Raw genomic sequence first — 11808 nt, 5'->3', positions numbered from 1 at the left:
TCCGCCGCGCCGCGCTTCACCCCAGCAGCCCCGATCCCAGGAACATCCCCGCGCCGATCAGCAGGATCGTGGCCGGGACCATCACCATCGTGATCGTGGTGGTGGCCTTCGGCACGGCCCTGGCCGCCTTGCGGCGGGCGTTCTGGGCGTCGGTGCGCCGCATGTCGTTGGCGATCGCGATGAGCGTGTCGACGATCGGCGCGCCCAGCTCCTCGCCCTGCTGGAGGGCGGTGACGAACATCGCGACCTGCTCGGAGTCGTTGCGCCTGCGCAGCTCCTCGAACGCCTGGCGGCGGCTGACGCCCATGTCCATCTGGCGCAGCGTGATGCGCAGTTCGTCGGACCAGGGGCCCTGGTACTTCTCGGCGGTACGGTCCAGGGCCTGGCGGAACCCGAGGCCCGCCGAGACCACGACGGCGAGCACGTCGAGGAAGTCGGGGAGGGTGCGCTCGATGGCCTCCTTGCGCTGCCGGACGGCGGCCCACAGGGCGACCTCGACCCAGAAGAGCCCGAACCCGACCATGAGGAGGGCCAGCACCGGCTGGCCGTTCGCCGCCATCGCGAGGGCGCCGAGCGCGCCGGTGACGCCGTAGACGAAGCGGCGGGCCGCGTACCGGTCGACGGTGAGGCCGCCGGGGTTGCCCGCCATGTCGATGCGCTTGCGCAGCCGGTCGACGCGCTTGGGGCCCATCATGCGCAGCACCATCGGCGCGTACCGCATGCCGAGCCGGTCGATGGCCGAGCCCGCCGCGCTGGTGCGGGAGGAGCCGACCTCCAGCGCCACGACGAGGTCGGCGGGCAGCTTGGCCTCGGAGCGGTACAGCCGCCAGCCGTACACCGCGCCGAGGACGGCGAGGCCGAGGAGGAGGGCGAAGAGGAGTCCCATGATGCGGCCTCTCAGACGTCGATCTTGCCGAGCCGGCGGACGAGGACGAAGCCCAGCGCGTACAGGGCGAGCGAGACGAGGATCGCGCCCTGGCCCAGTACGCTGCCGGTGATCTTGTCCAGGGCGCCGGGCCAGATGCCGTTCATGACGAGCAGCGCGCCCAGGCCCAGCAGCGGGACGACGTACCCGGTGGCGGTGACCTGCGACAGCTGCGTACGGACCTCGCGACGGGTCTCCTTGCGCTCCTCCAGCGTCTCGGTGAGGTTGCGCAGCGAGCTGACGACCGTGCCGCCCGCCCGGTTGGCGAGTACCAGCGTGGTGACCAGGACGACCAGCTCGCGCGAGGGCAGCCGTTCGGCGAGCGCGCCGAGCGCGTCGTCGATGGAGTGGCCGATGGCGAGCTGGTCGGCGACCTTGCCCAGCTCCTCGCCGGCCGGCGCCTCCAGCTCCTCGGCGGCCATGGCCAGCGCGGTACGCAGCGCCAGGCCCGCCTGGGTGGCGTTGGCGAGCACCCGGGAGAGCTCGGGGAGCTGGCCGATGAACCGCTCGGTGCGCTTCTGGCGCTGCCAGTTGAGGTACGCGAACGCGCCCCACAGGCCCGCCGCCCCGGCGATCGGCCCGAAGAACGGCGCGAGCAGCACACTGGCGAGGATCCACAGGCCGAGCACCGCCGCGACCACGGCGGCGAAGAACACGCCGGGCGTGAGGTCCAGGCCGGTCGCGGCGAGCCGGATCTCCAGCCGCTTGCCGAACCGCGTCCCGCGCAGCCGGCGGTCCAGGCCGTCGAAGCCGCGGCGGCGGCCCGGCGCGCGGAGCTGCCCGGCCCGGTCGAGCCGGTCGACCAGCGCGGCGTGCTGCGCCCGGCCCGAGGCGACGGCGTGCACGCCGAGCACGGCGAACACGCAGCACAGCAGCGTGCTGCCGAGCGTCAGGAGCGCGAGGTTGTCCATGGCGGCGGGGGTTTCCTCCGTGAGGGGGCGGGGTGGCGGGCGGAGGGTCAGGCGGGGTACTCGCCCTTGCGCATGACGAGCTGCCCGGCGTCGGAGGCGACGCCGAAGGCGGCCGGCAGCGGCTCGTTCTTCATGTAGAGGCGGTCGGCGACCCGGCGCGGCAGCGGGTAGTACTCGAAACTGCCGTGCACTCTGCCGTCCGCGGCCATCGGGCGGGCCAGGAACTTGGCCACCGAGACGAGCCGGTAGTCCTCGCGGCCGTAGGAGTCCACGATCGCGATCTCGCTGATCTTGCGGGTGCCGTCGGCGTGCCGGGTGAGCTGGACGAGGACGTCCAGCGCGCTGTTGATCTGATCCTTGATCGCCACGAACGGGATCTCCACCTCGGACATCGACGCGAGGGTCTGCAGCCGCATCAGCGCGTCCTCCGCGCTGTTGGCGTGCACGGTGGCCAGCGAGCCGTCGTGCCCCGTGGACATCGCCTGCAGCATGTCCAGCGTCTCGCCGCCGCGCACCTCGCCGACGATGATCCGGTCCGGGCGCATCCGCAGCGAGTTCCGCACCAGGTCGCGGATGGTGATCCGGCCCTTGCCCTCGACGTTGGCGGGGCGGGCCTCCAGCGTGATCACATGCGCCTGCTGGAGCTGGAGTTCGGCGGAGTCCTCGATGGTGATGATGCGCTCGCCCTCGGGGATCAGCCCGGAGAGCGCGTTGAGCAGCGTGGTCTTGCCGGAGCCCGTCGCGCCGGAGACGACGATGTTGAACTTCGCCCGCACCAGCCCCGACAGCAGCATCAGCATGTGCTCGTCCAGCGAGCCGAGGCCGATCATCTCCTGCAGGGTGTAGGAGCGGGGGAAGCGGCGGATGGTGAGGGTGGCACCGGACAGCGCCAGCGGCGGGATGACGACGTTGACCCGCTCGCCGGAGGGCAGCCGCGCGTCGACCATCGGATTGCTCTCGTCCACGCGGCGGTTGACGGTGGAGACGATGCGCTCGATGGTCTGCATCAGCTGCTCGTTGGAGGCGAACCGCAGCGGCAGCAGCTCGACCTTGCCGGCCCGCTCGACGAAGATCTGGTCGGGCCCGTTCACCATGATCTCGGTGACCGAGGCGTCCTCCAGGAGCGGTTCGAGGATGCCCAGACCCAGCGCCTCGTCGACGACGCGCCGGATGAGCATGGCGCGCTCGTGCGTGGACAGGACCGGGCCCTCGCGGCTGATGATGTGCCCCAGTACCCGCTCCAGCCGGGCCCGCCGCTCGGCCGCGGCCAGCGAGGACATCTCCGCGAGGTCGATCTCCTCCAGCAGCTTGCCGCGGTAGACGGCGACGAGGTGGTTCTCCTCCTGCTGCCCGCCTCGCTCCTCGGGGGCGTTGATGCGCGCCCTCAGGCTCATGGTCCGGACTCCTTCGTACGCGGCATGGTGACCGTCTTCTCGGTGGCGCCGAAGTCTTCGACGAACGGGATGATCGAGGGGATGCGTACTTTGGCGGTCACCGTCACCGCGTCCGGCCCGCCCGTGCGCTGCGTGAAGGCCGCCCCTCTGGCGACCCAGCCGCTCATCGCCGCCCGCCCGGCCGCGTCCGGGCTGATCTGCGGCTCGTCCAGCCCGGCGGTACGGGCCGCGGCGCGCGCTCCCGTACCGGTCTGCTGGATCGCGTACGCGGCGATGCCGAACTGGACCAGGGCCAGGCCGACCAGGATCAGCACCGGCAGCATGCCGACGAACTCGACGGCCGTCTGTCCCCGGTCGGCCCGCCGCCGCGCGCTCGGCACCATGGCTCAGTCCTCCTTCACGGCGGCGGCCTCGCCGGTGACGTGGAAGGGGAAGGCGAGGGAACCGGGGAACAGCACCGGCACGGCCAGCGTGACCCGGGCCCGGTACAGGCCGGGGGCCTCGCCGCAGCCGATGCGCGCGGCGGCCCGCCAGCTCGCCCCCAGGTCCGACCGGCCGCCGCGCTCGCACGCCCCGGAGCCGCGCGAGGCGCCCGCGCGGGCGGCCTGGTCGGCGGCGTTGCCGGCCAGCGTGTACGTGAAACCGACCAGCGCGCACTGCCACAGCAGCACCAGGGTGACCAGGATGAGCGGCAGCATGCCGAGGAACTCGACCGCCACCTGCCCCCGGTCCTGCCGCATCCGTCGCAGGCGCCGCGCAGCACGTACTCGCCAGGCCGTCATAGGTCAGCCCTCCCCGGCCGGTCTGCCGTCGGCCGGGTCGCCGCCGCGGCGGCGCCGCAGGCCGATCGAGCCGCGGTCGTTGCGGTACTTGCCGCGCCGGCTCCGGCCGTGCCCGACCGGGCCGTCCTCCGCGCCCCGGCCCAGCCCCAGTTCGCCGGCCAGCGCCCACATCGCCTGCTTGACCTGGCCCCGGTCGTCCAGGTCCTGCAGCCGGCCCGCGTCGACCGCCGGCTGCAGCTCCTTGAAGCCCGCGGGCACGGCCGTACGGGCCACCCGGGTGCCGACGATCCGCTCGACCAGCTGCGGCTGGATCTCGGTGGTGCGGTTGTGCCGGTTGACCACCGCCAGGGTGTCCTCCGCCTTGCGGACCTGGAGCCGGTCCCACATCCGTACCGTGCGCTTGGCGGCCCGTACCGTGACCACGTCCGGCGTGACGACCAGCAGCGCGCCGTCGGCCATCTCCACCGCCGCGGCGTTCGCGCCGGTCAGCTGGGCCCCGCAGTCGACGATCACCACGTGGTACCGGCTGCGCAGCGCGCCGATGACCTGCCGGGTGGTCCGCTCGTCCACCTCCTCGCCGCGCTCCCCCTCGCCCGGCGCGAGCAGCAGCCCGACGCCCGTCTCGTGGTGCAGCACCACGTCCTGCAGGACGCGCGGCGAGATGTCCTTGATGCCGGCCAGGTCGGCGATGGACCGGCGGAACTGCACGTCCAGGTAGGACGCGACGTCGCCGCTCTGGAGGTCCATGTCGACCAGCGCCACGTGCCTGCCCACCGCCTTGGCCGCCAGCGCCAGCTGCACGGCGAGCGTGGTGGTACCGACGCCGCCCTTGGCGCCGCTGACGGTGATGACCGTGCCGCCGGGCCCGGCCGGCAGCCCGGCGTCCGCCGTCAGGTGGCGGCGCACCCCGGCCGCCCAGCTCCCGGCGGCGTGCACGCGTGCCGACAGCTCGTCGTACGACAGGGGCAGGCCGACGACGCCGCGGGCGCCGGAGTCCATGGCCGCGGCGTACACCCCGGAACCGGTGTCGGCGGTTATCAGGATCACCCCGACCGCCGGGAAGCGGAGGGCGACCTCGCGGATCAGCTCCAGTGCCGGCACCGGGCCGACGCGCTCGTGGACGAGGACGACCTCCGGCAGGTCGGCGAGCGACTCCTCGGCGAGCTGCGCGAGGGTGTCGAGAAGCAGCGTGGAGTTGCCGACGGGCGGGGCGGGCTCGGTGTCCGGCAGCTGGCTCAGCAGCGTCGTCACCGAGCGGGCCGCTTCCGCGTCGCCGACGGCCGGGAGGATTCGTGTGACCATCCGTTACCTCACTTGTCCCCGGCCAGGGTGTAGTCCCGCTGATCGTCCGGGATGGTGGCGTCGCTGCCCGGCGCGACCAGCGCCAGGCGTACGTGGGTGGCGAAGGACTCCGCGTACGCGACGCGCTGCGCGTCCAGCGTCTTGAGCGCGAACGTGATCGGCACCGCCTCGCCGCCGGCGTCGGCCGTCTCGCCCGGCCGGGGCTTGAGCGCGGTGAGCCGGCCGACATCGATGACCTTGGCGTTGCTGACGATCACCTTGGAGCTGTTGGCGTCGCCGTCCTCCCCGGCGAAGGTGGCGTAGATGTTGACCGAGGCACCGGGCGTGATCTTGCCGGCCACGCCGGTCGCCGCGTCGATCATGATCGCGATCTCCTGCTGGCCCGGCTTCAGGGCCGGCCGGTCGGCGACCATGTCGGACTGCAGCAACGAGCCCTTCCGCAGCGGATTGACCGCGATCCTGCCCACCACCTGGTCCAGGTCCCGCACCGCGGTCCTCGGCAGCCAGCGCTCGGGCACCTGTACCTTCCGGAACTGCCCCGCGCTCAGGGCCTTGTACGCGGCGACGTCGGTCCGCAGCTCGTACGCGGAGACCTCGGGGCCCACCTTGGACCGCACATCGCTGATCACCGAGAGGACGCCGGCGAAGGCGCCGAATGCGCACAGGACCGACAGGAGCAGCAGGACGATGCCGCGGCGCTGGCGTGAGTTCATGGTTGCGGACTACCTCGTTCAGGGCGATTACGGTGAGCGGGGCGGGGCATGACGCAGGGGTGGTGCGGGTGCGGCGGGGCCGTGACCGGGTCGTGCGCTGCCCCCGTCGCCGAGTAATCCGTCCATGTGCCCACTGTGGCCGCCGCACCGGATGGCCGCTACCGCGACCGGCCGGACGGTCCGGCTCCGCGCGTGGCGGTGGTGCCGGAGGGGCTGGAGTGTTCCGCGGGGAGCACTGGGGCGGCACAGAACGCGCAGCGGTCGCCGATCAGTTCCAGACCGCACCAGGGGCAGGGGAAGCGGTGCACGGAGGCCACGAGCCGGGCGAGTACGGCGGTGTCCGCGATGCCGGCCGCGAACTCGGTCAGCCGGCCGGTCCCCCACCACCGCGCCGACTCACCGGGCAACTCGGCCTGCTGCACGGCCTGTACGGCCCACTGACGCGCCAGGGTCGCCGGCCATTCCGATACGAACTGCCCCTGCGCCACCGTCAGGTGGGTGGGGAAGTCGGGACCGGGCAGCCGGGCGCCGTCCTGCCCGAGCATGACCAGCTGCGGGGTGGGGTGGGCCAGCACGGCGAACTGCGAGCCCGGCACCCAGGATCTGGCGTGCGCCTTGAGGCTGACGGGCACGGCGTCGAGGCGGGTCACGCTGTTCAGCAGCGCGCCCGCGTGGATGTAGTACGTGAGCAGCTTCGCGGCGGCGCCCAGCACACCGGGGCCCACGTCGCACGCCGACAGCTGGCGTAACTGACGGACCAGCAGACCGACGCCGAGCGGCGGCAACGCGCTGCCGATCAGCGCGATCCGGTCACTTTCCAGGACGGACCGAAGAGTCTGCAGGCGGCGCACGTGCTCCTGCGGCGCCGCCAGGGAGTGGACCACCAGGACATGGCCGTGCTGCTCCAGGAGAAAGTGCATCTGGGACAGCGCGTCGTCCAGCGACTGGCGTTCCGGAGGGCCGAGCACATGCGCGGGGGGCGTCACCCTGTCCGGCGGCGCGAGCACCAGATCAGGGCTGGTGACGGCTATCGCGGTCGGCATGTGTGTGTCCCCGTTTCACCACGTCAGTCGCTCCACAACTTCCCTCGCTGCGGTGTCTTGTCCTGCGCAGACTTTAGCCGCGTCCCGGGCAACAGAAAACACTTCGCCGCCTCCGATGACCGTCACCACAACGGTCTCACCGTAGCCATTCCGGAGATCATTTACCGATCAACGGCGATCTATCCACGGCCATTACCGTTGAACGATCAAGTTTACAAGTCGGTGCAAGGCAGGATCCGGACAAGGGGCGCGATCCAGCCACAAGTAAGGGCAACCAGCGATCAGTTGCCGCTTACCCGCCCGCAACGACCCACCCATGACGCGCCATTCCGTACTGTTTCGGGCACCCCCACTCCGGTTCACCCTCACCGGAATTCCGCTTCCCGCATAACGCGCACGGACAGTGGGCGCCCGCCGAGGAATTCCGCCCCCTGTCCCGGAAAAGGCGCTCCGAAACGTGATCTCCGCCAATTCCCCTTCCCGTCCGAACCCTTGACAGATTTATTGGTCTGGACCACGTTGTAGGGCAGCAACAGGGGCCCCTGAACGCGCACTCCGTAACACCCCCACACCCCCCACCGGAGGCTGTCGTGGTCCGCCCACGCCCACGCACGTTCACGCTCACAAAGAGACTGCTCGGCACCCTGGCCGCCGCCGCGCTGGCGGCCGCCGGACTGACGGCGGCCGGCGCCGTCCAGCCCGCCCAGGCCGCCCCACCTGCGCACGCGGTCACCGGCTACTGGCAGAACTTCGACAACGGGGCCACCGTCCAGAAGCTCAAGGACGTCCCCGACGCCTACGACATCATCGCGGTCGCGTTCGCCGACGCCACCGGCACACCCGGCCAGGTCGGCTTCACCCTCGACCCCGCGCTCGGCTATGCCTCGACGGACGACTTCAAAGCGGACATCAAGGCCAAAAAGGCGGCCGGCAAATCCGTGATCGTCTCGGTCGGCGGCGAGAAGGGCGCCGTCTCCGTCGCCGATGACGCCTCCGCGAAGAACTTCGCCGATTCCGTCGGCCGGCTGATGGACGATTACGGCTTCGACGGCGTCGACATAGACCTGGAGAACGGCCTCAATTCCACGTATATGACCCAGGCGCTGAAGTCCCTGCGCGCCGCGCACGGCGACCTCGTGGTCACCATGGCACCGCAGACCGTCGACATGCAGTCGCCGCAGAACGAGTACTTCAAGACGGCGCTCGGCATCAAGGACTTCCTCACGGCCGTCAACATGCAGTACTACAACAGCGGCTCGATGAACGGCTGCGACGGCAAGGTCTACAGCCAGGGCTCGGTCGACTTCCTCACCTCGCTGGCCTGTATCCAACTGGAGAACGGCCTGGACGCATCGCAGATAGGCATCGGCGTCCCGGCGTCCTCCCGGGCCGCCGGCAGCGGATACGTCGCACCTGACGTGGTCAACGCGGCCCTCGACTGCCTCACCAAGGGAACCAACTGCGGCTCGTTCAAGCCGTCGAAGACCTACCCCGGGCTGCGCGGCGCGATGACCTGGTCGACCAACTGGGACGCGGCGAACGGCAACGCCTTCGCGAACGAGGTCGGCGGCCACGTCCACGGCCTCCCGTAGGCACCCCGGCGCCCCCCGGACCACCCTCCACACCCGCGGGTCACCCCACCGCCCGCGAACGGGCCCGCCGCCGGCTCTCCCCGGCGGCGGGCCCCTCTTTCAGGCGGTCACTCCCCAGCCGGCCTGGGCAGCGCGCACCCCTCCCTCCCCAGGTCGAGCTTGTTGCCCGTACCGAAGCACTTGGGTATGCCGTAGGTCTCCTGGGCGTAGCCGATGCCCTGCCGGACCGTCACGGTGCCGTTCCCATCCACCTCGCAGGGATTGTTCAGCGTGCAGCGTGCGCCGTCCTCGTTCAGGGTGTTGTTGACCGCCGCGACCTTGCCGGTGGCGCTGTCGATCACCGGTGAGCCCGAGGTGCCGCCGATGATGTCGCAGCCGGAGGTGTACCGGACCGAGTCCTTCCAGGTCCACTCCCCCTCCTTCAGCTCATGCGCGAACCCGTCGATGCTGCACGAGTAGATCTTCTTCCAGTACCCGGAGACGACCTTGATGCCGGCCCCCTGCGCGGGGTGCTCGGTCGCCAGCTGCAACGCCTTGATGCCGTACTTCCGCTGGATGTCGGCGTAGCTGGAGGTCAGTTCGTACAGCGAGACGTCGGTGTCCGTCATCGTCGCGTACGCGATCTTGCTCGCCCGCAGCGTGCCCTTGTTGCCGCCGGACGCGCTGAGCAGAGTGAAGCTGCGGCTGGACGGCTGGTCGACGAGGACCTCACCGGCCCCCGGCATCCCCGACTCCACACAGTGCCCGTTGGACATGACCAGCGCCTTGTCGCTGTCCACCGAGTCCGGCATCCGCACCACCGAACCGGAACAGTTGCTGAGCGCCACGGTCCCGGCGAAGTCCACGGCCTTCACCCGCGGCGCATCGGCCACAGCGGTCCCGGCCCCCGCACCTATGAGAGCCGTGCTTCCGAGTACGGCACTGGCGAGAGCGCCGACGAGAGGTCTGTGCATGTGGGGTCCTCTCCGATATGCGAACCGAAGACACCAATCTCCGGCGTTGTCATGCACATACTCGGGGTACGGGGGCGGCAAGGCAATGGCCGCGCACGGCAATGACCGCGTCAGACCACGAGACTCACCAGCGCCGCGACCACGAAGCCCGCGACGGAGAGCACGGTTTCCAGGACCGTCCAGGTCTTGAGGGTGTCGCGTTCGGAGATCCCGAAATACTTGGCGACCATCCAGAACCCCCCGTCATTCACATGCGAGGCGAAAATAGATCCCGCCGAAATCGCCATGATGATGAGGGCCAGGTGGGGCTGGGAGAGGTGTTGGGCCTCTACCAGGGGGAGGACGATGCCGGCGGTCGTCACGATGGCGACCGTGGCGGAGCCTTGGGCGACGCGGAGGACGACGGAGAGCAGCCAGGCCAGGACGATGACCGGGAGGCCGACGTTGTGGAAGGTCTCGGAGAGGGCGTCGGCGACGCCGCTGCCCTTGAGTACGGCGCCGAAGATCCCGCCGGCGCCGACGACCAGCAGGATGTTGCCGACCGGCTTCAGGGACGCGGTGGAGACCGTCTCCAGGGACTTGCGGGACCAGCCGCGGCGGATGCCGAGGAGGTAGTACGCGAGGAGGAGCGCGATGGTCAGGGCCGTGAAGGGGTGGCCGAAGAACTCGATGATCGAGCGGCCGGAGGACGGCTGCAGCGCGATGGAGGAGAACGTCGCGAGGAGGATGAGGACGAGTGGGGTGCCGATGATGGCGAGGACGGTGCCGAGCGGCACCGGCTTCTCGTCGGCGCCGACGCCGGCCGCCGCCTTCTCCGCGGCGACCGCGGCCTTGGCCTCCTCGGCGGCCTCGACCATGTCGTGCGGGACCGGGACGAAGACGCGCTTGCCGATCCAGGCGGCGTACGCCCAGGCCGCCAGCACGGCCGGGATGCCGCAGATCAGGCCCATCAGGATGATCCAGCCGAGGTCGACCTTGAAGAGGCCGGCCGCGGCGACCGGGCCCGGGTGCGGCGGCAGGAAGGCGTGGGTCATCGACAGGCCGGCGAGCAGCGGCATGCAGTACAGGATGATCGACTTGCCGGAGCGCTTGGCGGCGGCGTAGACGATCGGCGCGAGGACGAAGATGCCGACGTCGAAGAAGACCGGGATGCCGAAGATCAGGCCGGTCAGGCCCATCGCGAGGGGCGCGCGCTGCTCGCCGAAGAGGCGGAGCAGGCGGGAGCTGAGTACTTCGGCGCCGCCGGAGACCTCGAGGATCGCGCCGAGCATCGTGCCCAGGCCGATGATGATCGCGACGTGGCCGAGGATGCCGCCCATGCCGCTCTCGATCATCGAGACGACGTCGGACTTCTGGACGGTGCCGAAGAGTTCGGTGACGGAGAGCCCGGCGGCCAGGCCGACCACGATGGAGACGGAGAGCAGCGCGACGAACGGCTGCAGCCTGACCTTGATGATCAGGAAGAGGAGGAGGGCGATGCCGAGGGCCGCGACGATGAGCAGGCCGGGCGTGCCCGGTATCAGGGCGAGCAGACCGCCGGTGTGCGGTGGTGGCGGTGGGGTGGGGGCCGCGGCAAGGAACAGTGGGGACATGGCGGGGCTCCGTTGTCAGGCAGGGGGGTTCCAGGCAGGGGGGACCGCGGCACGGCGCCCCGTCGGTACGGAGCGCCGCGCCGTGCGGCAGGTCGTGCGGGTGGGGAAGGACTCGCGCTAACGGCAAGGGGGCCGACGCCTCTTTCCGTGCGGTAGCGGGAGGGCGGAGGGGTGGTTCAGCCGAGACTCAGCCGAGGACGGCGAGCGCGTCGATCTCGATGAGCAGGCCCTTGGGCAGGCCGACGTACACCGTCGTACGCGCGGCCGGCGCCTCCTTCAGGCCCTGCTCCTCGAAGTAGGCGTTGTAGATCTCGTTCATCTCGGCGAAGTGGTCGACGTCGGTGAGGTAGACGCGCATCATCATGACGTCGTCCCAGCTCGCGCCGCCCTCTTCGAGGATCGCCTTGACGTTGGCGAAGGTCTGCAGGGTCTGCTCGCGCAGGGTCGGGCCCGCGGGGGTGGGGGCCTTGCCCTCCTCGGCCGGGAGGAAGCCGACCTGGCCGGCGACCTGAAGGATGTTGCCCTTCTTGACGCCGTGGGAGAACTTCGCGGGCGGGGTGGTGTGGGTGGCCGGGGTGAGGGCGGTCTTCTCGGTCATGGT

12 protein-coding genes are annotated in these 11808 nt (G+C 70.8%); 1 reads left to right on the top strand and 11 read right to left on the bottom strand.

Features of this window, described 5'->3' with window-relative positions; translation table 11 throughout:
- Positions 1–16: 16 nt before the first annotated feature.
- From ACZ4MH_RS30035 to ACZ4MH_RS30000, 8 genes are all read right to left on the bottom strand, one after another.
- On the bottom strand, positions 17–886 hold the full coding sequence (locus tag ACZ4MH_RS30035; RefSeq protein ID WP_351599776.1) for a DUF5936 domain-containing protein: 870 nt from the start codon (positions 884–886) through the stop codon (positions 17–19).
- Positions 887–897: 11 nt separating this feature from the next.
- Entirely contained in the window at positions 898–1836 is a 939-nt protein-coding gene (locus ACZ4MH_RS30030; protein ID WP_351599775.1) for a type II secretion system F family protein, read from the bottom strand.
- Between the two features lie 47 nt (positions 1837–1883).
- A complete protein-coding gene (locus tag ACZ4MH_RS30025) occupies positions 1884–3230 on the bottom strand; it encodes a CpaF family protein (RefSeq protein WP_351599774.1) in 1347 nt (448 codons plus the stop codon).
- On the bottom strand, positions 3227–3613 hold the full coding sequence (locus ACZ4MH_RS30020) for a TadE family protein (protein WP_351599773.1): 387 nt from the start codon (positions 3611–3613) through the stop codon (positions 3227–3229). Before ACZ4MH_RS30020 ends, ACZ4MH_RS30025 begins: the two co-directional genes overlap by 4 nt.
- 3 nt (positions 3614–3616) lie before the next feature.
- Complete coding sequence (locus ACZ4MH_RS30015) at positions 3617–3970, bottom strand: TadE/TadG family type IV pilus assembly protein (RefSeq protein WP_467754779.1); 354 nt, start codon at positions 3968–3970, stop codon at positions 3617–3619.
- Positions 3971–4015: 45 nt separating this feature from the next.
- Complete coding sequence (locus ACZ4MH_RS30010; protein ID WP_351596443.1) at positions 4016–5314, bottom strand: CpaE/TadZ family protein; 1299 nt, start codon at positions 5312–5314, stop codon at positions 4016–4018.
- An 8-nt stretch (positions 5315–5322) separates the two neighbouring features.
- On the bottom strand, positions 5323–6027 hold the full coding sequence (gene cpaB, locus ACZ4MH_RS30005; RefSeq protein WP_351596439.1) for a Flp pilus assembly protein CpaB: 705 nt from the start codon (positions 6025–6027) through the stop codon (positions 5323–5325).
- A gap of 158 nt (positions 6028–6185) precedes the next feature.
- Positions 6186–7070 carry a hypothetical protein gene (locus ACZ4MH_RS30000; protein WP_351596436.1) on the bottom strand — a complete coding sequence of 295 codons (885 nt, stop codon included), beginning with the start codon at positions 7068–7070 and terminating at the stop codon, positions 6186–6188.
- Between the two features lie 590 nt (positions 7071–7660).
- Here ACZ4MH_RS30000 and ACZ4MH_RS29995 point away from each other — a divergent pair.
- On the top strand, positions 7661–8662 hold the full coding sequence (locus ACZ4MH_RS29995) for a chitinase (protein WP_467754778.1): 1002 nt from the start codon (positions 7661–7663) through the stop codon (positions 8660–8662).
- A 107-nt stretch (positions 8663–8769) separates the two neighbouring features.
- On the opposite strand, the gene ACZ4MH_RS29990 is transcribed toward ACZ4MH_RS29995, so the two are convergent.
- From ACZ4MH_RS29990 to ACZ4MH_RS29980, 3 genes are all read right to left on the bottom strand, one after another.
- Complete coding sequence (locus ACZ4MH_RS29990; protein ID WP_351596433.1) at positions 8770–9615, bottom strand: trypsin-like peptidase domain-containing protein; 846 nt, start codon at positions 9613–9615, stop codon at positions 8770–8772.
- 110 nt (positions 9616–9725) lie between these two features.
- Positions 9726–11207 carry a GntP family permease gene (locus tag ACZ4MH_RS29985; RefSeq protein WP_351596430.1) on the bottom strand — a complete coding sequence of 494 codons (1482 nt, stop codon included), beginning with the start codon at positions 11205–11207 and terminating at the stop codon, positions 9726–9728.
- Positions 11208–11394: 187 nt separating this feature from the next.
- Positions 11395–11805, bottom strand: a complete 411-nt coding sequence (locus tag ACZ4MH_RS29980) for a RidA family protein (RefSeq protein WP_351596427.1) — start codon at positions 11803–11805, stop codon at positions 11395–11397.
- Positions 11806–11808 lie beyond the last annotated feature (3 nt).

It is taken from the genome of Streptomyces sp. NPDC026301, assembly GCF_055567935.1.
This window is presented reverse-complemented; position numbering and strand designations above follow the sequence as displayed.